Genomic DNA, 21023 nt, shown 5'->3' on the forward strand with positions numbered 1-21023 from the left:
CGGGCATACCCAGGCGCACGAGCTTGCTCCAGCGTCCGGGGCAGTTCTCTGCAGGAGCCGGTCGGGCTCGCTCCACTGCTCCTGACCCGGCCCGGTGCCCCACCCCCTTCTTCCCGCACTGGAATCCCTCGCGCGCCGGGTGGCTGACACAACCGGATTTCGCGTGGTGGAGGCGCAGATCCAGACCCATCGCCATCCCTGCATCGTTCTGGTGCAGATCCGCACTGGTGATGGCGGCGATGTGACCCTCGACGATTGCGCCGCATTCAGTGGTGCCCTGGCTGAGGCGATGGAGGCCGAAGAGCTGCTGAGCGAGGCCTATGTTCTCGAAATCAGCAGTCCTGGTCTCAACGACACGCTGGTTGAAGACCGTGACTTCCACAGCTTTCGGGGTTTCCCGATCGAGGTGCGGTTCCGGGATTCCAGCGGAGCTGAATGCACCCGTGCCGGGCTGTTGCTGGAGCGCGACGACGCCTTCCTGCACCTCAACGTCCGTGGCCGCCGCCAGCGGATTCCCCGCCAAGACGTGCTGACCGTCAGCCTCACCCGGCCGAGCGAGTGACTCCGCCCGCAGCCTGAGCGGCGCGCCGCTTCCCAACCCGATTGTTGTTCCAACCCCTCTTCCCATCCCATGGCGCTCGTTCTTCTCCCCGGTCTGCAGAACCTGATCGAGGACATCAGCGATGAGAAGAAGCTGCCCACCCAGGTGGTGGAAGCGGCCCTGCGCGAGGCGCTGCTGAAGGGCTACGAGCGTTACCGCCGCACCCTCTATCTCGGCATCAGCGAGGACCCGTTCGAGGAGGACTACTTCAGCAATTTCGATGTGGCCCTCGATCTTGATGAGGAGGGCTACCGCGTGCTCGCCAGCAAGATCATCGTCGAGGAGGTGGAGAGCGAAGACCACCAGATCGCCCTCGCCGAGGTGCAGCAGGTGGCGGAAGACGCCCAGATCGGCGACACCGTGGTGCTCGATGTCACCCCCGAGAAGGACGATTTCGGCCGCATGGCCGCCTCCACCACCAAGCAGGTGCTGGCCCAGAAACTGCGCGACCAGCAGCGCCGCATGATCCAGGAGGAGTTCGCCGATCTGGAGGATCCCGTGCTCACCGCCCGGGTGATCCGCTTCGAGCGCCAGTCGGTGATCATGGCGGTGAGCTCCGGGCTTGGCCGGCCGGAGGTGGAGGCGGAGCTGCCTCGTCGCGACCAGCTTCCCAACGACAACTACCGCGCCAATGCCACCTTCAAGGTGTTCCTCAAGGAGGTGAGCGAGGTGGCGCGCCGCGGGCCGCAGCTGTTCGTCTCCCGGGCGAACGCCGGCCTTGTGGTGTACCTCTTCGAAAACGAAGTACCGGAAATCCAGGAAGGTTCCGTGCGCATCGTGGCGGTGGCGCGGGAAGCCAACCCCCCGTCACGGGCCGTGGGGCCACGCACCAAGGTGGCAGTGGACAGCGTGGAGCGCGAAGTGGACCCCGTGGGGGCCTGCATCGGTGCCCGCGGCTCCCGCATTCAGCAGGTGGTGAACGAGCTGCGGGGCGAGAAGATCGACGTGATCCGCTGGTCTCCCGATCCGGCCCAGTACATCGCCAATTCGCTCAGCCCGGCACGGGTGGAGATGGTGCGGCTGGTGGATCCGGAAGGGCATCACGCCCACGTGCTTGTGCCGCAGGACATGCTCAGCCTGGCGATCGGCCGGGAAGGCCAGAACGTGCGCCTCGCCGCACGCCTCACCGGCTGGAAGATCGACATCAAGAACGCGGCCGAATACGACCAGGTGAGCGAGGACGCCCGCGCCGCCGAGCTGATCGCCCTGCGCGAGGAAGACGAGCGCCAGCAGGCCGAGGCGGAAGCCCGCCTGGCGGTGGAGCAGGCCAACCGCGCGGAGGAGGATGCGCGCCTGCGGGAGCTCTATCCCCTGCCCGAAGACGAGCTCGACCTCCAGGAAGAAGACGAAGAGCCTGTCTATGAAGGTGAAGCCGAGCCTGGGGAAGACGCTGAAACAGAGGCCGACGCGGAAGCGGCAGCTGACCTGGAGCCCGAAGGCGAACCCGATGCGGAAGCTGAGCCGCTCAACGGCTGAGGGTCACCCGATGGCGACCTCCCCCACCCTGCGGCTTTGTGTGAGCTGCCGCCTGCTCGCCGACCGGGACCAGTTCCTGCGGGTTATCCGCCTGGCGGGTGGCGGCATCGCCCTGGATCAAGGCATGGGCCGCTCGGCCTATCTGTGCCCCACCCGGGCCTGCTTTGACGAGGCGAAGCGGCGAAAGCGGCTGCAACGCGCCCTGCGCTGCGCGGTGGCGGAATCCACCTATGCCGCGCTTGAACAGCGGCTGAACCGCTCTCCGGCAGCAGCCTCTGAGGCAAGATGATTGATGGCTGCACCGCGTGTGGGGCCCGGCGGCACCTGCGGCCCCGACCGATCGGAGACCTGAATGACCAGCAGCGGCAAAGTGAGAATCTATGAGTTGTCCAAGGACCTGGGCCTGGACAACAAGGACGTGCTCGACGCTGCCGAAAAGCTGTCCATTGCCGCCCGCAGCCACAGCAGCTCGATCAGCGATGACGAAGCTGCCCGCATCCGGAAGCTGATCCGCCCCAACGGCAGCGGCATCTCCCGACCCACGCCGCCCTCCATGACCGCCCCGAAGCCCGCGACACCGCCGCTGGCGGAGCCTGGCAAAGCGATCCTGGCCGTGAAGAAAGCGGCTCCTGTAACGCCGCCGGCCACCGCGGCCGCCTCATCTGTTGCCGCACCTGAACCCCCCCCGGCCCGGCCGCCAGCTCCTCCGGTCATCGTTGCCCAGCCGGCCCGCCCTGCGGTTTCCCCGCCAGCGCCGGTGAAACCTGTTCTGGTGCAATCTGCCGCGCAGCCTGCGGCTCAGAAGCCCCCCTCCACCACTCCGCCACCAGCCAGGCCCACGGCGCCGCTGCCCACACGTGCGCCGGCCGCCGGCACATCGCCTCCCTCCCGGCCCCCTGCCGCGCCCCCTTCGGCTGCCGCACCTTCGGCTGCCGCCAAGCCGGCACCCTCACGGCCGGTGGCCCCTCCCGCGCGCCCTGCCACCCCGGTGAGCAAGGCCCCGGCCATGCCGGCACGCAAACCCGAAGCGCCTGCGGCCAGCACGCCCACCAGCCCCCGTCCGGTCGCCGCACCCGCCACCAGCCCCCGGCCCAGCACCAGCCCCCGGCCCGTGCCCGTGCCCCGCGGCAATGCCCCGTCGAGCCGTCCGGCGCCGCCCCAGCGCCCCAGCGTGCCGACCCGCGCCGACGGTGGCGGCAAACCCCAGGTGATCGGACGGGTGGCACCCGGTCAGCCCCAACCACGCCCGGCCGCGCCCAGCCCCTCCGCCGGCACAAGCAACCGGCCGGCTCCGCCTTCGGGGCGGCCAGCCCTCAGCCAGCGCCCGGCCGGCGCCCCGCAGCGCACTCCAGCGCCGAGCCCCCGGCCGGTGCAGGCCCGCAGCCCCTTGGAGCTGGTGGGCAAGCCGATCCGCCGCGACGCTGCCGGTCCTGGTGCTCCCGGCAAGCCGGGCCCGCCGATCCGGGCCGGCGGCATGCCTCAGGGCATGCGCAAGCCGGTGGCGCCCGGCGAGCTCATGCAGCTGCAGAAACCCGGCACCCGCCCCACTGCCCCGCCCCCGCGCCGGCCTGAACGCGGCGAGATCGCCAGCCCTGCCGATGCCGGCCCACGGCCCACGGCCACTCCACCGGCCGCGCCGCGGCGCCCGGGATTCCGCACGCCCCAGCCGGCCGGGAAGGCCCGTCGCCCGGAATGGGACGACAGCGCCAAGCTCGAAGCACTGCGCAGCAAGTCGCCGCAGAAGCTGCGCCAGAAGGTGCACATCATCGGCGAAAACGATGATGCGCTCACCGCTGAAACCGGCGGATTCGCCGGCGAGCACGAAGCCCAGGTGCTTCAGGCCAGTCTGGCCCGCCCTGCCAAACCACGCACCCGCCAGAGCGCCCCGGCGGCCAAGCCGGTGGTGGCGATGCGCAAGCGCAAGAAGGAAACCACCCGCCAGCGCCAGCGGCGCCGGGCCATGGAACTGCGCGCCGCCCGCGAGGCCAAGGCCACCCGGCCGGAAATGCTGATCGTGCCCGAGGGCAACCTCACGGTGCAGGAGCTCGCCGACCGCCTCGGGGTGGAGAGCTCCGAGATCATCAAGTCGCTCTTCTTCAAGGGCATCATCGCCACGGTCACCCAGACCCTCGATCTCTCCACGATCGAAACGGTGTCTGAGGAGTTCGGCGTTCCCGTGCTCGAAGACGACGTCCAGGAAGCCGCCAAGAAGACGGTGGACATGATCGAGGAGAGCGATCTCCAGCATCTGATCCGCCGACCACCCGTGGTCACCGTGATGGGCCACGTCGACCACGGCAAAACCAGCCTGCTCGACGCCATCCGCAAGACCCGCGTGGCCGCTGGAGAAGCCGGTGGGATCACCCAGCACATCGGCGCCTATCAGGTCACGATTCCCCACGCCGGCGAAGAGCGCCGCATCACCTTCCTCGATACCCCGGGCCACGAGGCGTTCACCGCCATGCGTGCCCGCGGCACCAAGGTCACCGACGTGGCCGTGCTGGTGGTGGCTGCCGATGACGGCGTGCGCCCCCAGACCCTCGAGGCGATCAGCCACGCCCGCGCCGCCGAGGTGCCGATCGTGGTGGCGATCAACAAGATCGACAAGGAAGGCGCCCAGCCCGACCGCGTCAAGCAGGAGCTCTCCGCCCAGCAACTGGTGGCCGAAGACTGGGGCGGCGACACGGTGATGGTGCCGGTGAGCGCCATCAAGCGGGAGAACATCGACAAGTTGCTGGAGATGATCCTGCTGGTGTCGGAGGTCGAAGACCTCCAGGCCAACCCTGACCGCATGGCCAAGGGCACCGTGATCGAAGCCCACCTCGACAAGGCCAAGGGCCCGGTGGCCACCCTGCTGATCCAGAACGGCACCCTCCGTGCCGGCGACGTGGTGGCCGCCGGCCCCGTGCTCGGCAAGGTGCGCGCCATGGTCGACGACACCGGCAAGCGGGTGAAGACGGCGGGTCCGTCCTCGGCCGTTGAAGCCCTCGGCTTCAGCGAAGTGCCCACCGCCGGTGACGAGTTCGAGGTCTACCCCGATGAGAAGACAGCCCGCTCGGTGGTGGGGGAACGGGCCACCGAGGCCCGCGCCACCCGGCTGGCCCAGCAGATGGCCTCACGGCGGGTGTCGCTGGCCTCCATGTCGGGTCAGGCGAGCGAGGGCGACCTCAAGGAGCTCAACTTGATCCTCAAGGCCGATGTCCAGGGCAGTGTGGAGGCGATTCTCGGATCGCTCGAACAGCTGCCCCAGGGCGAGGTACAGGTGCGGGTGCTGCTCTCGGCACCGGGCGAGATCACCGAAACCGACGTGGACCTCGCTGCCGCCTCCGGTGCGGTGATCGTGGGCTTCAACACCTCGATGGCACCAGGCGCCAAGCGCGCCGCCGATGCCACCGGCGTCGATGTGCGCGACTACGACGTGATCTATAAGCTGCTCGAGGACATCCAGCTGGCCATGGAAGGTCTTCTGGAGCCGGAGATGGTGGAGGAAACACTCGGCGAAGCGGAGGTGCGCGCGGTGTTCAGCATCGGCAAGAGCGCCGTCGCGGGTTGCTATGTCACCAACGGCAAGCTGCAACGCAACTGCAAGGTGCGCGTCCACCGCGGCAAGCAGATCGTGTTCGAGGGCGACCTCGACTCCCTGCGTCGCAACAAGGACGACGTCAAGGACGTGGCCACCGGCTTCGAATGCGGCATCGGCTGTGATCGATTCGCCAACTGGCAGGACGGCGATCGGGTGGAGGCTTACAAGCTCGTCACCCAGCGCCGCACCCTCAGCACCAACTGACCATGAACCCCCGCAGCGAGCCTCTGCTGTGGATTCAACTGCTTGGCCTGGCAGCACTTCCCGCCGAATTGCTGCTGGCCTTCCTGTTGCTCGCCGGGGCTGACCCAGGCCCGCTACCCGGCCTGGAGAGGCTGCTTTGCTGGTCGCTGGGAGCGTTGCTGCCGGCGGTGCTGTTCTGGCGCCAGCCACCCGATGTGTGGTCGGTGCTGGTGGTGCAGATCCCCCTGCAAGGGCGGCGGGAGTTGCAGCGGCGCCTGAGTGCCTTGCAGGCACCCCTGGCAGTGAAGGTGGTGGGGGCGGCCGGCACGGTGTTGCTGCTGGCACTGGTATGGCTGATGGACGATCGCGCCGGGCTGGCCATGGCCGTGTCACCACTGGCGGGCAGCTCCAGGCTGGTGACGCTGCTGCTCACGATCCCCCTGCTGGCCGTCTGCCTGTGGCAGTGGCAGCAGCTGTGTCAATCCGCCTGGCTGCTGAGCCGGCCAGAAGCGCTGGTTGCATGTGCGGCGCCAGGTGGCCTCAGCCTGGAGGCCACCGCCAGGGAGCGCCTCTGCCTGGGTCTGCCGCTGCTGCTGCCCGAGCCCCTGCTGCTGGCCGAGCTGCTGCCCGCTCAGCCCCTCGTTATTCCTGCTCCAGCCACCAGCTCCAGCTCCTCACCCACCACCACTTCCATCACGGCCAGCGAGGTGGACTCAGCGATCGCGCCAGAGCAGCACGCCGAAGAGGAGCAGGGCTCCGCTCTGGATGATCAGGTCTCCTGAGGCCAGCTCTCCCCCCGCCGAGACCCGCATCGCCATGGTGGCCAGGCCGATCGCCGCAGATGCGCTGAAGGCAAACCACAGGCCTCGGCGCAGCCCGCGCCAGGGCGTGCGTGCTTCCTCCAGCAATCGGGCCCGCAGTTCGGGATCGAGCGGCCTGGGCGGGGTGGGTGGCATCGGCAGGCGCTGGGGTAGGGCTCGATGCTAGTTTCCATGGATTGCCGGTGTAGCTCAGTGGTAGAGCAACTGATTCGTAATCAGTAGGTCGTCGGTTCAAGTCCGATCACCGGCTTTCTCTTCTCGTTTCACTCGCCGCAATTTCGGCGGCACCTCTTTATCTCTGACGACTATTCAGGCTCACCATTGATCTGAGCAGCAATTCGTCAGGGTGACGATCAGCCAGCGTCACGATGGGCGTCATCCAGGGCGCCAGCGGGACGATCAGTCAGGATCACGATGTCCGCCGCCAGGATTGGTGTCACCACGATTGGCAGGGTGGCGTTCGGCGGCGTCGATCAATCGGGCTTCCCCACCTCCACCTCCATTGGCTCTGGCTTTTGACTTTGTTCTTGACGTTCAGTCGTTGGTGTCGCGTCGCGAACGCCAGAGTGTTCGTGTCAGGGACGAGGGGATAAGTCTCGGCAGTCGCGAAGGAGTGCTCGTAGCGCAGATGTGTCAGGGGGTGATCGTGCGGCGCGGCGTCGCCGGAGGGAAGGGAAGGCCGTCAGGTCGGGATGGGTAGGGAAAGTCCGCCAGGGCGGGATTGGCCGTGAGCAGCATCAGCCGCTCAGTCTCTGCTGGGGTCACCAGCATCCGATCGAATGGATCACGGTGCGGCTGTGGGAAGGTTCCGGTCCGAAGCCGATGGACGCGGCGAATCCACAGAACCTGAACAAGGAAGATGGTGCGCTTCCTCGTTGCGCTGCGGAAAGGACAGATCCAGCACCACGCACCCCTCATCACTGCGGAAGGGGCCGTGCAGTTCCCCCGGAGGACGGCTGGCGTAATGGCCCGCCTCCAGCCAGATCCCGAAGGCGGCGTCGTGAAGGCGGCCACTCACGATGAAGATCTCCTCTGGAAACGTGTGGGCCTTGGCGCCGAAGGGGGTGGTGTCGGCTCCCGGCAGAAAGCGGGTGAGGCGGGTGATCTCGCCGCTGCTGGGGTCGTGGCTGAGGATCAGCTCCTGCACCTGGCCTTCCAGTCCTTCGATCCAGCGCCAGCGGTGCTGCTCCGCCGGCAACAAGGGATTCCAGTAGGTGGTGGTGGATTTGCTCATGGCTGGAGCTGCAGGTGGTCGGCGATCAACGCAGCCACGAGCGCGGCGTGGGTCATCGCCAGATCGTGATCGCCCCCGGGGATCACCTGCAAGCGGCTGCGGGGGATCGCCTGCGCCAGCGCCTCGCCCACACCCACGGGACTGATCGGATCGGCATCGCCCCAGAGCAGCAGCACGGGCAGGCGCAGCTTGGGCAGCTGGCCGGTGAGGTCAACCGCAGCCTCGCTGAACCAGGCCGGCAGGTCGGGGTGGCTGGCGCGGAAGCCCGGACGCCAATCGAGTGCGCCATGGCGGGCCATCGGCAGGCCGCCGGAGGTGGCAGCGAGCACCAGATGGGTCACTTGGCGAGGCCGCTGCAAGGCGGCCTGAACTGCCAGCACCCCGCCCATGGATTGGGCGATCAGCGCGCAGGGACCATCCAGCTGGGCCAGCACCCGTTGCAGCAGATCCGACCAGCCGTTGATGGCGGGGTCGCGGGGCGTGCCGCCGAAGCCTGGCCAGCCCAGGTGGCGGTGCGGCAGGCCAGCCGCGCTCAACCGTTCAGCGACGGGATGCCAGAAGCAGATGTTGCCGGAGGCTCCGGGGAGAAACAGGAGCCGCTCGGGCGCTGCTGCCGGGATGCATTCCATGCGGCTTCTCCCCACCACGCTTGATCCTGCCGGACGTTCTCATGGGTGCCCACGCGCTGAGGGAGCGAATCCGCAGCCAAAACCGCGCTCAACGCCGAGGCCGGTGGGTCTGTTCTGGGCTGGAACTGTTCTGGACTGGAACGACTCAGGCCTTCAGGGCGGCCGGACCGTCGGCCTGACGGCGGTGCTCCTCGCGGGCAAGGCGCAGATCGTGGCGGGTGACGGCGTAGCCAAGTTTGCGCGCCACCAGCAGGAATTCCTTCAGGGAGCGGCAGTGACGCAGCGGTGATCGCAGCGCCGGATCCTGCTCCGCTTCGGCCACCAATCGCTCCAGTTCGCTCCAGCTCATGGCGCCCGCTGCATTTGCTTCAGCGTTACCGCAAGCAGCGGTGGCGGCAAGTGGCCGCGCAACAGTCCGACGTCGTCAAGCCAGCACCGACTGCGCGTAGAAGCTCAAGGGGACGCGGCGCAGTCGTCGTGGCTGACTTCCAGCTGCAGCGTGCTCTGCCGGATTCCCAACGCCTGTAACCGCTGGCGGGCTTCTGTCAACAGAGCGCGGCCATCGTCGGTGGATGCATGGTCGTGGCGCACCAGATGGGCCGTGAGTGCCAGCCGGGAGGTGCTGACCCCCCAGACGTGCAGATCGCGCACATCGACCACATCCGGCAACTCCAGCAGCGCCGCGCGGATCGCCGCCAGGTCGGTGCCACGCGGCGCGGCATCGAGGCTCACGGCAATCGCCTCACGCAACAGAGAAAGGGCGCTGATCATCACCACAATGCCGACCCCGATGGCGGTCAGGGGATCCAGCCAGGCCCACTGGGTGAGACCGACCAGCAGGGTGCTGACCAGCACGGCAACGGACACGGCCGCATCGGTGAGCAGATGCAGCACAGCTGCGCGCTGATTGAGGTCGTGGTGATGGTGCTGGCCGAACAGGCGCGCCGAGAGCAGGTTGATGACCACTCCGGCCGCCGCCGCCCAGGCCACTGGCGCAGGATGCAGCGCCACAGGCGCAGACAACCGCTCGATGGCTTCCACCACCACCACGCCACCGGCCACCAGGATCAACAGCCCGTTCGCCAGCGAGGCCATGTGGGTGGTGCGGCCATAGCCGAAGGTGAAGCGTCCTTTCGCCGGCCGCTGACTCAGCCGCTCCGCCCCCCAACCGAGCGCCAGACCCACCACGTCTCCGAGGTTGTGCAGGGCGTCACCGACCAGGGCCAGGGAGCCGAAGCTCAGGCCGATCACCAGCTGCAGGCTGGTCAGCACGGTGTTGAGCAGCACGCTCCACTTGAAGGCGCCGGCAGGGCTGCGGCCGTGCTGGTGGCCGTGGGAACGGCCGTGGGATTGGTTGGGGTTGGGGTGGTGGTCGTGCTCGCTCGGAGCGATGGAGGGTGAGGAACGATTCGCGTTCACCGGTGGCCCCTGCGGTCGTAGGAAAGCTAAGCGGCGCTCAGGCGCCCATCACGGGCGAAGGCTTGCTGAAGGGGTCATCTGATGGGGTTCTGCAGAGCCGTTCCCGGTGTGAATGCTCAGAGGCGTACAGGGATACGGCTTCTGATGCGTGAAGGCAATGATGCCGGTGGATCATTTTTGCGGACGATGCTGAAGGGTCCTTGCTATGGGCAATGTCTGCTGATCCTTGCTCCGTGCTCCCTGCGGAGGCTTGCTCTGGATGTCCTGCCGTTGCAGGATCCGGGTGAGAGCCGCGGATGGTTGCTCCTGATCCTTCCGTGTGCTGACTGCTGCTGACAGAGCCATGGCACTTTCCACGTGTTGAAGCGAGGTAAATCCGCTGCACATCGCATCAGACTGCACGTGATTGCAGCGCCTGAAGAGCTCGCTTACCAGTCATTCTGTCGTTCCGATTCGAACGCTAAAGCAAGCGATCTGAAGCCTCTTCCTTGTGAAAGAGTGGAAACATCGGGAGCCAGTCATGGGGCAGCAGCAAGCCGTCACAGGCATGGGAACCATTCTTTGCGCGGATGGCGTGGCGTTCCGCGTATGGGCGCCCAATGCCAGGGGGGTGGCCGTGATCGGCACCTTCAACGATTGGGACAGCCGCGTGACTCCAATGCAAGCGGAGGAGGGAGGCTATTGGTACGCCAAGGTGGCGAATGCAGGGATTGCTGATCAATACAAATATGCCATTGATACCGGCAAAGACACAGTTTCCCGTATCGATCCCTATGCCCATGAGGTGACCAACTCCGCAGGGAATGGGGTGATTCATGATCCCAGCTTCCACTGGGGAGAAGAAGGCTTCTCCATGCGCGGCTGGAACGAGCTCGTCATCTACGAGCTGCATGTTGGCACCTTCAATGACGAATCCAGCGGCCCAGGCAAATTCTTGTCGATCACAGCTCGGCTGGAGCACCTGAAGCGGCTTGGCATCAATGCGATTCAGATCATGCCAGTGAGCCAGTTCGCAGGGATGCGCTCCTGGGGCTACAACCCATCCAACATCTTTGCAGTGGATTCGGATTACGGCGGATCCCTGGGCTTCAAGCAGTTCATCAAGGAATCCCATGCGGCTGGCATCGCGGTGATCCTTGATGTTGTTTACAACCATTTCGGCCCCAGCGACCTCGATCTCTGGCGATTTGATGGCTGGTGCGAAAACGATCAAGGAGGCATCTACTTCTACAACGACCACCGCGCGCTCACGCCCTGGGGGGCAACCCGTCCGGATTACGGCCGCGGGGAAGTGCGTCAATACATCCTCGACAACGTGCGCATGTGGATCACGGAGTACCACCTCGATGGCCTGCGCCTCGACAGCACGCTGTTCATCCGAAGCATCGATGATGCGGGCACCGAAGATCTTCCGGACGGTTGGAGCCTGTTGCAGGCCATCAATGAAACCACTGCTCAGCTTCAACCCGGCTTCCTAACCATCGGCGAAGATCTGGAAAGCAATGCCTGGATCACCAAGGATGTAGGCGCTGGAGGCGCTGGCTTCGGTTCGCAGTGGGATCCGCGTTTCGTGCGAGCGATTCGCCAGGCGATGATCACAACGCAGGATGAAAGCCGTTCCTTGCACAGCATTCGAGAGGCCATCCTTTACCGCTACAACGACGACGCCTTTGAGCGCGTGATCTACAGCGAATCCCACGATGATGTGGCCAACGGCCAGTCACGTGTACCGCAGGATGTCAACCCCGACGATCCCACGGGTTGGTTTGCCCAGAAGCGCTCCACCATGGCAGCAGCCCTGGTGCTGACCTCGCCGGGCATTCCCATGCTCTTTCAGGGGCAGGAGTTTCTGGAGGGGGGCTGGTTTCGTGATTCGGTGCCCGTCGACTGGGACCAACGTGATGAGTTCCGGGGGATTGTGCGGATGTACCGGGATCTGATCCGCCTTCGTCTCAACCGTGAAGGTGTGTCACGCGGGCTGTGTGGGCAGTTCACCCAGGTGTTTCACCTGAATGAGGAGCGCAACGTGATCGCGTTTCACCGCTGGGATCAAGGTGGTGCGGGAGATGATGTGGTGGTGATCGTCAACCTCCTCAACGGCTTCCAGGACAACTACACCGTGGGCTTCCCTGGAGCAGGCACCTGGGAGCTGCGCTTCAACAGCAACTGGCAGGGCTACAGCGATCTGTTCGATGATCACCTCTGCGGTGACGTGGAAGCAGTGGCCCAGAGCAGAGACGGGCTTCCCTGGTCAGCCGCCGTGGCGCTGGCGCCCTACAGCGTGCTGATCTATTCCCAGGCGACGGCCAGACCTTGCCACTGAACCCTCTTCTGGAGGCGGCGGATCCGCCGGTGTTCCGCGTCGTTCGCCCCACCGGCCGCTCGGCGGTGCTGCTCACGGCCGACCATGCCGGCCGTGCCATTCCGCGTCGTCTGAACCGCCTCAACCTCAGCGACACCGTGCTTGACACGCACGTGGCCTGGGATCTGGGGGTGGCCCAGCTGGGGCTGGGGCTGTCGGCGCGGCTCGACGCCTTTCTGATCCTGCACAACTACTCACGGCTGGTGATCGACGCCAACCGCCCTCCAGAGGCGCCCGATTCGATCGTGTGCCTCAGCGAGCACACCCTCATTCCCGCCAACGCCGACCTCTCCGCAGACGAGCGGCAGCAGCGGCTGGAAGAGCTGTTCCAGCCCTACCACCGGCGCATCGGCGCCGAGCTGGAGGCCCGCCAGCAACGGGCCCGGCCCAGCGTGCTGGTGGCGCTGCACAGCTTCACGCCGGTGCATGCCGGCGACGTGCGTCCCTGGCATGTGGGCGTGCTGCACGGCCGCGATGGCCGCCTGGCCGGACGGGTGCGTGAGCGGCTGGAGCGGGAGCAGGGGCTGTGCGTGGGCAACAACGAGCCCTACGCGGTCTGCGACGCCAGCGATTACACAGTGGTCGTGCACGGCGAGCACCGCCGGATTCCGCATGTGGAGCTGGAAATCCGCCAGGACCTGCTGGCCAGCGAAGCCGGACAGCGCGAGTGGGTGGAGCGGCTCGCCGCTGTGCTGCTGGATGCGCTGACAGAGGGATTCCCGCCGCTTCCCTGAGAGCAGACGTTCTTAAGCTGGGACATGGAAAGACCTGAACGCCCCACCCCGACGCCAGCGGAACCACTCCCAGCGGAACCGACGCCAGCGATTCAGCCGCTGCAGATTCGCGTGGGGTTTGATCTGCTGCTGCGCTGCCAGCGGCCCACGCCGATGATCGTGATCCTGGGGGTGCATGACTCCCGCGCCTGCGATCTGCTGGAAGCGGACCCGCTGCAGTTATCGCCGCAGGTGCCCTGCCAGTCGTACGTGGACACCTACGGGAACCACTGCAACCGGCTGCTGGCCCCCGCCGGGCCCATGCGCCTGCGGGGCCGTGGCCTGGTGGCCGACAGCGGCCTGCCGGATCCGGTACTGCCCTGGCTGGAGCAGCAGCCGGTGGAGCTACTGCCGGATCACGCCTTGCTGTTCCTGCTGGCCAGCCGCTTCTGCGAGAGCGACCTGCTCACGGACTTCGCGTGGTCCCAGTTCGGCCAGGCGCCCGAAGGCTGGGGGCGGGTGCAGGCGATCTGCGATTTCGTGCATCAGCACGTGCGCTTCGACTACAACCGCTCGAGCCCGACAAAATCGGCCCTGCAGACCTTCGAAAGCCGCGTGGGGGTCTGCCGTGATTTCGCCCATCTGGCCATAGCCCTCTGCCGCTCCATGAACATCCCGGCGCGATACTGCACCGGTTATCTGAGTGACATCGAGGTGCCACCGCCCCATACCGCCATGGATTTCTCGGCCTGGTTCGAGGCCTATCTCGGCCAGGGCTGGCACGTCTTCGACCCGCGCAACAACACCCCGCGGATCGGGCGGATCCTGATCGCCCGGGGCCGGGATGCGGCGGATGTGGCCCTCACCACCAGCTTCGGGCCGTCGGTGCTGGAGTCGTTCGAGGTATGGGCGGCATGACTTACTGCGTGGCGGTGCTGTTGGAGAGCGGCATGGTGTTCGCCTCCGATTCACGCACCAATGCAGGCCTTGATGATTTCGCCAGCTTCTGCAAGATGACGGTGTTCGAGCGGCGCGGCGATCGGGTGCTGGTGCTGCTCAGCTCCGGCAGCCTGGCCGGCACCCAGGCGGTGATCAGCCTGCTGCGTCAGCGCGCTGACGCCGACGACGGCACGCCCAACGTGTGGACGGCCCGCACCATGTTCGACGTCATGGGCCTCGTTTCCGATGCGGTGCGGGCGATCGAAGAGCGCGATGGCCCTTACCTCAAGGGGGCGGCCGGTGGCTTCAATGCCTCCTTCCTGGTGGGCGGGCAGATCAAGGGGGAAGCGCCACGCCTGTTCCGCATGTACGCCGAAGGCAACTTCATCGAGGCCAGTGAAGGCACCCCGTTCCTGCAGACCGGCGAGGCGAAGTACGGCAAACCGATCATCGACCGGGTGATCGACCGCGACACCACCCTGGCGGAAGCGGCCAAATGCGTGCTGGTGTCGTTCGACTCCACCATGCGCAGCAATCTGTCGGTAGGGATGCCGATCGACCTGCTGCTCTACGAGCGGGACAGCCTGGCGATCCAGCAGCGCCGCCGCTTCGCGGAAGGAGATAGCTACTTCAAGCAGCTGAGCGGCGAGTGGAGTGCGGGCGTGCGCAAGGTGTTCCGGGAGCTGCCAGAACTCGCCTGGTAAGCAGGTCAACCCTGCCGCGCTGTTCTCACCATGGGGCGGCCTACCTAGCTTGGAGAGATACCGCCGGAGCCGACCGTTGGACCTGGTGGCGATTTCTCTTGTGGTGCGCTGGTTGCTGGGCTGGGCCCTCTGCCAGCGGCTCACGCGGCTTCCCGAGCGCCGGCTGCAGGGCGAGCAGACGATTTCCGTGCTGATTCCCGCCCGCGACGAGGAGCGAACCCTGCCCAACCTGCTGCCAGCCCTGCAGGCTCAGAGCCTCAAGGGGTTGGAGGTGATTGTGGTCGACGATCACTCCAGCGATCGAACGGCAGACATCGCCCGTGCCGCCGGCGTGAAGGTGATTCAACCGCCGCCGCTGGCCGAGGGCTGGTGCGGCAAAACCTGGGCCCTGCACCATGGCGTGCGCGCCAGCACAGGCGACATCCTGGTGTTTCTCGACGCCGACACCGAACCGCGGCCCGAGTTTCTGGAGCGGCTCCTGGCCACCCGTCAGGCTCTGGGCGGGCTGGTGTCGGTGCAACCGTTCCACCGCACCGAAAAGCCCTACGAACAGCTGTCGATGCTGTTCAACCTGGTGGGGTTGATGGCGGTGCCGATGGGGCCGGGGTGCGGGGTGGCGTTCGGTCCGGCGATGGCCACCAGCCGCGCCGACTACGACCGGGTCGGCGGCCATGAGGCGGTGGCAGGCAAGGTGGTCGAAGACTGGTTCATGGGCCATCTCTACGAAAAGGCCGGGCTGCCGGTGAGCGCCTACATCGGCGATGGGCTGATCGAATACCGCATGTACCCCGGCGGCCTCCACGACATGGTGGTGGGCTTCGCCAAGAACTTCGCCACCGCCGCCGGTGAGGTGCGCTGGCTGTGGATGCTGGCGGTGTTGCTGTGGCTGTCCGGTCTGTTCTGGGCGGCCTGGTGCCTGCCGGCGGCGCTGCTCGGCTGGCCGATGGTGGGGGATGCCACCCTGGCACCCAACCTGGTGCTCTACCTGGCGTTCGCCCTGCAGCTGCTGGTGATCACCCGGCGGGTGGGGGATTTCGGCTGGATCTGCCTGATCTTTCCGCTGCCGGTGCTGTTCTTCCTGGCGGTGTTCCTTCTGGCCATCCTGAATCTTGAGCGCGGCACGATCGAATGGAAAGGCAGGCGTTTTCCGACGCGCTAGCGGCCCTCGCCTGTGCGTTGGGCTGGTTGCTGTGGTCGCTGCTGATCGGCTGGCTCGCTCAGCGGCTGCCGCTGGCGGCCCTTGAGCGTGACACCTGGCTGACCGCGCGGCGACCCTGGCCGGAAACGACCCAGGGCTACGAGCGCCGGCTGGGAATCCGGCGCTGGAAATCCCTGCTGCCCGATGCCGGCGACGCCTTGCCGGGTGGAGTGCGCAAAAACACCCTGGTACGGCGGGATGCCGCCACCCTGCAACGGCTGGTGGCGGAAACCCGGCGCGCCGAGCTGGTGCACCTGGCGCTCTGGCCCTTCTGGCTGCTCACGGCCCTGTGGTTGCCGCCGCTGGGTGCGTGGATCAGCCTCGGCTTCGCCACCCTGTTCAACCTGCCCTGCCTGTGGCTGCAGCGCTACAACCGCCTGAGGCTGGAGCCCGTGCTGCGGGCGCTGCAGCAGCAGTCATGAGAAAGCCCGATGGCAAGGCCACCGGGCTTCGCTCCTCTGGGGTGTGACGATCAGGCCAGGGTCAAGGACAGGCGTGATCTCAACACGGGTGAATCAGATGAACCAAGGGCGAATCAATCGATTCGCAAAAGATGAAGTTGTGGGACGGAGTTGCTGCCGCTGGCACCTGGGGCCATGGTGATCAACGGAATGGCTTCATCCATACCCATGGGCACCTGAAACGATGCATTGGGTGGCTGCAAAGAGCAACCATAAAGCCACGATGTCCTGCGAGACTGTTGGAGCAGGGTCCGAAACGTCAGCGCACTCCTGATCGATGTTCAGGGGGAGTATCTGCCAAATGGTGCCTCCGAATCCCAACAAATGAATCATGGAACGGTGGGCCGAAACCGTCCATCGCTCTGTACATCTGTTCATGCTTGCGCCGGTCACTGCCGGATCCACACCTCCGCCAAGGCGGCATCCGTGGAATCGAAGAAGCGGGTTTCGGCGGTGATGAAGCGGGAGGTGGCCTTTTCGGCCAGCTTCTGCCACACCTTGTTGCCCACCAGGGCCACACGCCGGATCGCCCGCTGATGGTCGCGGATCAGCCCCAGGTGGCGGCTCAGCGCCGCCAGCCCAGCCCAGCCGTCAAAGGCGCTCAACTCGAGCAGCAGCCGCACGCCGTCGAGGCCGGCGAAAGCCGCCGCGATCTCCTCGTCGGCGTGGGCGTAGGCACCGGCATCCAGCGAGCCGATCAACCGCACCGTCACCACATCGGCGTCACGGGACACCTGAATGAGGCCGAGAGCCTCGCTCAGCCAGCGGCGCGCCTCCTCAGGTTCGGCAGTGCCGAACACCCGCACGGGGTAGGGCAGGGCCACGGCGATGGCCGGCAGGCCGTGCCGCATCCAGGCCACATCGGTGACCACAGCCAGCCGCTCAAAACCGTCCCAGTGCCGCAATCCCTCTTTGGTGTCTTCCCAGGCGGCCCCCAGGCTGAAGCCTTGAAAATCGTCTCCGAGGCAGGCCAGCGCCTTGATGCGGTCGTGCTCCTCCAGTGCTCGATCCAACGCCGGAGTGAGCACAAGATTGTAATCATCGGCCGTGATCTTTCCTCTGAACTGAAAACCAAGTGTGCCTTCCGGCAGATCATCGATGGTTTCAATCATGGGGCCTACAGCCAGGAAGATCCATAGCAACCGTAGCCATCGCTCAGCAAACGGCCCACGCACCGAGCGGCAACACACGCCTGCAGCGAAAGCGCTGCAGGTTGCAACAACCAAGGGAAGGCGCTGCTCAAGCAGGGATGGCGCGCCTGAGTGATGGGGCACGCGCTTGGGAAGCGCATTTGGTACAACAACGCCGTGGCCAATCAAGGCACGTTGCAGGAACGGACGTGCGGATTCTCTGTTGCTTCGGAGGCTGAAGATCGAGCTCAGCTTGTGCCTCCTTGCACCAGCAGCAGAAACGGGTTGCCCTCCGGATCGGCCATCCAGGCTTCCGCTCCGAACGGCTCCAGCCGCGCCGGCTCCAGTTCAGCGGCCCCCCGGGCCTGCAGCTGCAGCCGCCAGTCGTGCAGCACCTGCAGGGCTGGCTGTGCTCCGGCCGCCCGTATCGCGCAGATCCCCAGCCGGCCGTGCTGTCGCGGCCTGGGCCGCCGTGACGACGGGGCGTAGATCTCCAGCCGGCCGCCGGAGGGCAGCGGCAGGCGCCAGTGCCGCGCGCTCAGCCCCGGTTGCGCCGTGCTGTCGAGCAACAGCCCATAGAAGCCGGCGAGCTGCTTGGGATCGTCAGCCGCCAGCACCAGCGAACTCTCGATCGGGCCCGCCTGAGAACTGGAAGTCACCGGATTGTGAGCAACACACCGCCGCCAGGATGCCGTGGCCGCTCGCGGCAGGAAGGCGCCGCTGCCAGGCTGCGCCAGCCATTCACAGCAGGCGGACATCGCCATGGTTCAGCAGGTGTTGAGCGCAGCCCAGCGGGTAAAGCTCGATGGCTCCGACGACGCCCTGTTCTATGCGGAGCCCCGTTTCGTTCAGCATCTCGATGCCAGCTTCCGCAGCAGGCTCACGGCGCTCTACCGCGAGCGGATTCCCCCTAGCGCGGTGGTGCTGGATCTGATGAGCAGCTGGGTGAGTCACCTGCCCGAAGGCCTCACCTACGACGAGGTGATCGGCCATGGCCTCAATGCCCGGGAGCTGGAAGCGAATCCCCGGCTGGATCGTCACTGGGTGCAGAACCTCAACCGCGACCAGATGCTGCCCCTGGCCGAGGCCAGCGTGGATGCGGTGCTGATCGTGGCCGGTTGGCAATATCTGCAGCAGCCGGAAGCGATCGCCGCCGAGTTGCTGCGGGTGGTGCGTCCGGCCGGGCAGGTGATCGTGGCCTTCTCAAACCGGATGTTCTTCCAGAAGGCCCCCCAGGTGTGGACCGACGGCAGCGACCGGGACCACCTGGAGATCGTGGCCCGGGTGCTGGCCGCCCAGGGCTGGACGGTGGAAGCGGTGATCGCCGAAGACACCCCTGCCCAGGGGCCGCTGGGCTGGCTGGGCGGCAAGGGAGATCCCTTTTTTGCGGTGATCGGCCGCAAGGCCAGCCTCTGAAGGGCGGCCGGCGGTGATGCAGCGCTGGGCCGTGTTCAGTCCGTGCCGAAGCTACCGGTATGCGCTCGGGCGCCGCTGGTCGGCCGCGCCGGTAGTGCTCATCGTGGGCCTCAACCCCAGCAGCGCCGATGGTCACAGCGACGACCCCACGGTGCGGCGCTGTATGGCCTTCGCGCGCAGCTGGGGCTATGGGGGGCTAAGGCTTGGCAACCTGTTCGCCTTTCGCGCCACCGATCCCCGCAGCATGCTGACGGCCACCGATCCGGTGGGTCCTGCCAACGACCGCTGGCTGCAGCAGCAAGCCGAAGGCGCCGCTCTGGTGGTGGCGGCCTGGGGCGTGAAGGGCCGCTTCGCCAGCCGTGACCGGGCGGTGTGCCACCTGCTGCCCCCGCTGCAGTACCTGAAGCTCAGCCGGCAGGGCTGCCCCATGCATCCGCTCTATCTGCCTGCCCAGCTGCGGCCACTGCCCTGGCCAGGCCGTTGATGTGGTGCAAGGCAGGTGGTGGGCTCAACCGGCCGGCGGGGCGGGGGCAGGGCGGGCATGAGAAAATCTGACCACCCCCGCGGGGCACCTGGAGAGGTGGTCGAGTGGTTGATGGCTCTGGTCTTGAAAACCAGCGAGGCGAAAGCCTCCGTGGGTTCGAATCCCACCCTCTCCGTTTCCAAAAGCTCCTGGCCTGGCGCCCGTTCCCCCCGGTCGTGCGCAGTTCAGCGCCGCCGGCCCGTGGCCATCACGCCCAGCCCCGCCAGGCTGAGCAGCCCGCCGGCGGCCAGAAAGGCGAGCGTCTGCAGAAGCAGCAACAGCACGCCGAGGGCAGAAAAGAAACGGATCTGGATGCGCGCCTTGATCAACAGAGTGAGCAACAGCAGCACCGTGGCCTTGAGGCTCAGCACGGCAGCACCCCTGAGCGGGCAGAAAGGGTTGGGAAGCATCGCCGAACCACGGATTGTTCCAACTCTGGACGAACCCAGCCCACAAACGCGAGCGGAGATCTGCCCAGCGGTGGAGCCTGGGGGTGCGAGGCGGCGTGTCGCGCGCGGGGCCACAGGCGTCGCCAGCACGGAGCAGGCCTCAGGCGCGGCGTCAGCTCACACCCCTTGCGCCGCAGCTGTTTGGGAGGAAAAAGGGATCGCGAGGAAGACTGTTACGATAGTCACAATCCCTGCAGCGAAGGATTCCCATGGCCATCACGCTTGAAGACGCTCGCGGCATTTTTCCAACAACGCTTTCAGCGGATGTCGTGCCAGCCACGATTGCGCGATTCAATCAGCTGAGCGCTGAAGATCAGCTCGCTCTGATCTGGTACGCCTATCTGGAAATGGGAAAAACAATCACCATTGCGGCTCCCGGCGCCGCTCGGATGCAGTTCGCCGAGCCCACCCTCAACCAGATCCGCCAACTCAGCTTCCAGGATCAGTCGCAGGTGATGTGCGATCTGGCCAACCGCGTGGATACTTCGATCTCCCGCACTTATTCGATCTGGTCGCCGAACATCAAGCTTGGCTTCTGGTATCGCCTCGGCGAATGGATGGAGCAGGGCACCGTGGCCCCGATTCCCCAGGGGTATCAGCTGTCGGCGAACGCCGCCGCCATCCTCAATGCCATCAAGGGGCTGGAAGGCGGTCAGCAGATCACCGTGCTCCGCAACGCGGTGGTCGACATGGGCTTCGACCCGAACAAGATCGAAGATGCCGAGCGGATCGCCGAGCCGGTGGTGCCCCCCACCGAGCCCGCCCAGCGCAGCGAAGTGAGCATCAAGGGAGTGAGCAACACCACCGTGCTCTCCTACATGAACCTGCTCAATGCCAACGATTTCGACGCGTTGATTGAGCTGTTCCTTCCCGACGGTGCTCTTCAGCCCCCCTTCCAAAGGCCCATCGTGGGCAAGGCAGCTGTGCTGCGCTTCTTCAAGGAAGATTGCCAGAACCTCAAGCTGCTGCCTGAGCAAGGCGTCACTGAGCCCGCTGCCGATGGTTATACCCAGATCAAGGTGACGGGTCGGGTGCAGACCCCCTGGTTCGGCGCCGGCGTGGGTATGAACGTGGCCTGGCGCTTCCTGATCGATCCTCAGGGGAAAATCTTCTTCGTGGCGATCGATCTGCTGGCCTCCCCCAAAGAGCTGCTCAATTTCATCCGCTGAGCCCGTCGCGGAG

Annotated in this window: 23 protein-coding genes and 2 tRNA genes; 16 read left to right on the forward strand and 9 right to left on the reverse strand. The window is 66.3% G+C overall.

Annotation, left to right across the window (positions count from 1 at the left end):
• Positions 1 to 94 precede the first annotated feature (94 nt).
• From rimP to KQ303_RS01730, 5 genes are all read left to right on the forward strand, one after another.
• Entirely contained in the window at positions 95 to 562 is a 468-nt protein-coding gene (gene rimP, locus KQ303_RS01710) for a ribosome maturation factor RimP (RefSeq protein ID WP_259728878.1), read from the forward strand.
• A 69-nt stretch (positions 563 to 631) separates the two neighbouring features.
• The gene (gene nusA / locus KQ303_RS01715; protein WP_255099869.1) at positions 632 to 2077 is read left to right on the forward strand and encodes a transcription termination factor NusA; all 1446 of its coding nucleotides are present in this window, start codon (positions 632 to 634) and stop codon (positions 2075 to 2077) included.
• Positions 2078 to 2087: 10 nt separating this feature from the next.
• Complete coding sequence (locus KQ303_RS01720; protein WP_259728879.1) at positions 2088 to 2366, forward strand: YlxR family protein; 279 nt, start codon at positions 2088 to 2090, stop codon at positions 2364 to 2366.
• Positions 2367 to 2429: 63 nt separating this feature from the next.
• Positions 2430 to 5864: a translation initiation factor IF-2 gene (gene infB / locus KQ303_RS01725; RefSeq protein ID WP_259728880.1), complete on the forward strand. Its 3435-nt coding sequence runs from the start codon at positions 2430 to 2432 to the stop codon at positions 5862 to 5864.
• Positions 5865 to 5866: 2 nt separating this feature from the next.
• Positions 5867 to 6625 carry a low-complexity tail membrane protein gene (locus KQ303_RS01730; protein ID WP_259728881.1) on the forward strand — a complete coding sequence of 253 codons (759 nt, stop codon included), beginning with the start codon at positions 5867 to 5869 and terminating at the stop codon, positions 6623 to 6625.
• On the opposite strand, the gene KQ303_RS01735 is transcribed toward KQ303_RS01730, so the two are convergent.
• Positions 6557 to 6799 carry a DUF3493 domain-containing protein gene (locus KQ303_RS01735; RefSeq protein WP_094510203.1) on the reverse strand — a complete coding sequence of 81 codons (243 nt, stop codon included), beginning with the start codon at positions 6797 to 6799 and terminating at the stop codon, positions 6557 to 6559. The genes KQ303_RS01730 and KQ303_RS01735 overlap by 69 nt on opposite strands.
• A 43-nt stretch (positions 6800 to 6842) precedes the next feature.
• Between KQ303_RS01735 and KQ303_RS01740 the strand changes: the two genes are divergently transcribed.
• Positions 6843 to 6914: transfer RNA gene (locus KQ303_RS01740), tRNA-Thr, on the forward strand.
• A gap of 383 nt (positions 6915 to 7297) precedes the next feature.
• Here KQ303_RS01740 and KQ303_RS01745 read toward each other — a convergent pair.
• From KQ303_RS01745 to KQ303_RS01765, 5 genes are all read right to left on the reverse strand, one after another.
• The gene (locus KQ303_RS01745; protein ID WP_259728882.1) at positions 7298 to 7435 is read right to left on the reverse strand and encodes a hypothetical protein; all 138 of its coding nucleotides are present in this window, start codon (positions 7433 to 7435) and stop codon (positions 7298 to 7300) included.
• Between the two features lie 13 nt (positions 7436 to 7448).
• The gene (locus KQ303_RS01750; protein WP_259728883.1) at positions 7449 to 7898 is read right to left on the reverse strand and encodes a cupin domain-containing protein; all 450 of its coding nucleotides are present in this window, start codon (positions 7896 to 7898) and stop codon (positions 7449 to 7451) included.
• A complete protein-coding gene (locus KQ303_RS01755) occupies positions 7895 to 8527 on the reverse strand; it encodes an alpha/beta fold hydrolase (RefSeq protein WP_259728884.1) in 633 nt (210 codons plus the stop codon). Before KQ303_RS01755 ends, KQ303_RS01750 begins: the two co-directional genes overlap by 4 nt.
• Positions 8528 to 8672: 145 nt before the next feature.
• The gene (locus KQ303_RS01760) at positions 8673 to 8876 is read right to left on the reverse strand and encodes a Nif11-like leader peptide family natural product precursor (protein WP_259728885.1); all 204 of its coding nucleotides are present in this window, start codon (positions 8874 to 8876) and stop codon (positions 8673 to 8675) included.
• A gap of 104 nt (positions 8877 to 8980) precedes the next feature.
• Positions 8981 to 9946, reverse strand: a complete 966-nt coding sequence (locus KQ303_RS01765; RefSeq protein ID WP_259728886.1) for a cation diffusion facilitator family transporter — start codon at positions 9944 to 9946, stop codon at positions 8981 to 8983.
• A gap of 547 nt (positions 9947 to 10493) precedes the next feature.
• Here KQ303_RS01765 and KQ303_RS01770 point away from each other — a divergent pair.
• The 6 genes from KQ303_RS01770 (at position 10494) to KQ303_RS01795 (ending at position 16284) form a co-directional block, all read left to right on the forward strand.
• Complete coding sequence (locus KQ303_RS01770; RefSeq protein WP_259728887.1) at positions 10494 to 12269, forward strand: alpha-amylase family glycosyl hydrolase; 1776 nt, start codon at positions 10494 to 10496, stop codon at positions 12267 to 12269.
• Entirely contained in the window at positions 12260 to 13042 is a 783-nt protein-coding gene (locus KQ303_RS01775) for an N-formylglutamate amidohydrolase (RefSeq protein WP_259728888.1), read from the forward strand. The genes KQ303_RS01770 and KQ303_RS01775 overlap by 10 nt, the downstream gene beginning before the upstream one ends.
• Before the next feature lie 111 nt (positions 13043 to 13153).
• Positions 13154 to 13939, forward strand: coding sequence for a transglutaminase family protein (locus tag KQ303_RS01780; protein WP_259728889.1), 786 nt, complete (start codon positions 13154 to 13156; stop codon positions 13937 to 13939).
• Complete coding sequence (locus KQ303_RS01785) at positions 13936 to 14664, forward strand: peptidase (RefSeq protein WP_094510422.1); 729 nt, start codon at positions 13936 to 13938, stop codon at positions 14662 to 14664. The genes KQ303_RS01780 and KQ303_RS01785 overlap by 4 nt, the downstream gene beginning before the upstream one ends.
• An 85-nt stretch (positions 14665 to 14749) precedes the next feature.
• Complete coding sequence (locus tag KQ303_RS01790) at positions 14750 to 15823, forward strand: glycosyltransferase family 2 protein (protein WP_259728890.1); 1074 nt, start codon at positions 14750 to 14752, stop codon at positions 15821 to 15823.
• A gap of 17 nt (positions 15824 to 15840) precedes the next feature.
• Positions 15841 to 16284 carry a hypothetical protein gene (locus KQ303_RS01795; RefSeq protein WP_259728891.1) on the forward strand — a complete coding sequence of 148 codons (444 nt, stop codon included), beginning with the start codon at positions 15841 to 15843 and terminating at the stop codon, positions 16282 to 16284.
• A gap of 428 nt (positions 16285 to 16712) precedes the next feature.
• Here KQ303_RS01795 and KQ303_RS01800 read toward each other — a convergent pair whose 3' ends face one another.
• Together KQ303_RS01800 and KQ303_RS01805 are read right to left on the reverse strand one after the other, a co-directional pair.
• The gene (locus tag KQ303_RS01800; protein WP_259728892.1) at positions 16713 to 17435 is read right to left on the reverse strand and encodes an STAS/SEC14 domain-containing protein; all 723 of its coding nucleotides are present in this window, start codon (positions 17433 to 17435) and stop codon (positions 16713 to 16715) included.
• A 266-nt stretch (positions 17436 to 17701) separates the two neighbouring features.
• Positions 17702 to 18112: a VOC family protein gene (locus tag KQ303_RS01805; protein ID WP_259728893.1), complete on the reverse strand. Its 411-nt coding sequence runs from the start codon at positions 18110 to 18112 to the stop codon at positions 17702 to 17704.
• Positions 18113 to 18215: 103 nt separating this feature from the next.
• Between KQ303_RS01805 and KQ303_RS01810 the strand changes: the two genes are divergently transcribed.
• The 3 genes from KQ303_RS01810 to KQ303_RS01820 all read left to right on the forward strand — a co-directional run bounded on the left by KQ303_RS01810 (position 18216) and on the right by KQ303_RS01820 (position 19528).
• Entirely contained in the window at positions 18216 to 18869 is a 654-nt protein-coding gene (locus KQ303_RS01810; RefSeq protein ID WP_259728931.1) for a class I SAM-dependent methyltransferase, read from the forward strand.
• Positions 18870 to 18885: 16 nt separating this feature from the next.
• Entirely contained in the window at positions 18886 to 19353 is a 468-nt protein-coding gene (locus KQ303_RS01815) for a DUF1643 domain-containing protein (RefSeq protein WP_259728894.1), read from the forward strand.
• Between the two features lie 90 nt (positions 19354 to 19443).
• Positions 19444 to 19528 (forward strand) — tRNA-Ser (locus KQ303_RS01820).
• Positions 19529 to 19577: 49 nt separating this feature from the next.
• Here KQ303_RS01820 and KQ303_RS01825 read toward each other — a convergent pair.
• Entirely contained in the window at positions 19578 to 19802 is a 225-nt protein-coding gene (locus KQ303_RS01825; protein ID WP_094510193.1) for a hypothetical protein, read from the reverse strand.
• Between the two features lie 248 nt (positions 19803 to 20050).
• On the opposite strand from KQ303_RS01825, the gene KQ303_RS01830 reads away from it, so the two are divergent.
• Positions 20051 to 21010 (forward strand): orange carotenoid-binding protein, encoded by a 960-nt coding sequence (locus tag KQ303_RS01830; RefSeq protein WP_259728895.1) that lies wholly within the window; start codon positions 20051 to 20053, stop codon positions 21008 to 21010.
• Positions 21011 to 21023: the final 13 nt, after the last annotated feature.

The organism is Synechococcus sp. CS-1333, assembly GCF_025128015.1.
In the GTDB taxonomy this organism is placed as follows: Bacteria; Cyanobacteriota; Cyanobacteriia; order PCC-6307; family Cyanobiaceae; genus MW101C3.

What these genes read in the sequence shown, in the direction of transcription:
- nusA (WP_255099869.1), top strand. Translation starts at nt 632, where the DNA reads ATGGCGCTCGTTCTTCTCCCCGGTCTGCAGAACCTGATCGAGGACATC.
- KQ303_RS01720 (WP_259728879.1), top strand. Translation starts at nt 2,088, where the DNA reads ATGGCGACCTCCCCCACCCTGCGGCTTTGTGTGAGCTGCCGCCTGCTC.
- infB (WP_259728880.1), top strand. Translation starts at nt 2,430, where the DNA reads ATGACCAGCAGCGGCAAAGTGAGAATCTATGAGTTGTCCAAGGACCTG.
- KQ303_RS01730 (WP_259728881.1), top strand. Translation starts at nt 5,867, where the DNA reads ATGAACCCCCGCAGCGAGCCTCTGCTGTGGATTCAACTGCTTGGCCTG.
- KQ303_RS01735 (WP_094510203.1), bottom strand. Translation starts at nt 6,799, where the DNA reads ATGCCACCCACCCCGCCCAGGCCGCTCGATCCCGAACTGCGGGCCCGA.
- KQ303_RS01745 (WP_259728882.1), bottom strand. Translation starts at nt 7,435, where the DNA reads ATGCTGGTGACCCCAGCAGAGACTGAGCGGCTGATGCTGCTCACGGCC.
- KQ303_RS01750 (WP_259728883.1), bottom strand. Translation starts at nt 7,898, where the DNA reads ATGAGCAAATCCACCACCACCTACTGGAATCCCTTGTTGCCGGCGGAG.
- KQ303_RS01755 (WP_259728884.1), bottom strand. Translation starts at nt 8,527, where the DNA reads ATGGAATGCATCCCGGCAGCAGCGCCCGAGCGGCTCCTGTTTCTCCCC.
- KQ303_RS01760 (WP_259728885.1), bottom strand. Translation starts at nt 8,876, where the DNA reads ATGAGCTGGAGCGAACTGGAGCGATTGGTGGCCGAAGCGGAGCAGGAT.
- KQ303_RS01770 (WP_259728887.1), top strand. Translation starts at nt 10,494, where the DNA reads ATGGGAACCATTCTTTGCGCGGATGGCGTGGCGTTCCGCGTATGGGCG.
- KQ303_RS01785 (WP_094510422.1), top strand. Translation starts at nt 13,936, where the DNA reads ATGACTTACTGCGTGGCGGTGCTGTTGGAGAGCGGCATGGTGTTCGCC.
- KQ303_RS01800 (WP_259728892.1), bottom strand. Translation starts at nt 17,435, where the DNA reads ATGATTGAAACCATCGATGATCTGCCGGAAGGCACACTTGGTTTTCAG.
- KQ303_RS01810 (WP_259728931.1), top strand. Translation starts at nt 18,216, where the DNA reads ATGGTTCAGCAGGTGTTGAGCGCAGCCCAGCGGGTAAAGCTCGATGGC.
- KQ303_RS01815 (WP_259728894.1), top strand. Translation starts at nt 18,886, where the DNA reads ATGCAGCGCTGGGCCGTGTTCAGTCCGTGCCGAAGCTACCGGTATGCG.
- KQ303_RS01825 (WP_094510193.1), bottom strand. Translation starts at nt 19,802, where the DNA reads ATGCTTCCCAACCCTTTCTGCCCGCTCAGGGGTGCTGCCGTGCTGAGC.
- KQ303_RS01830 (WP_259728895.1), top strand. Translation starts at nt 20,051, where the DNA reads ATGGCCATCACGCTTGAAGACGCTCGCGGCATTTTTCCAACAACGCTT.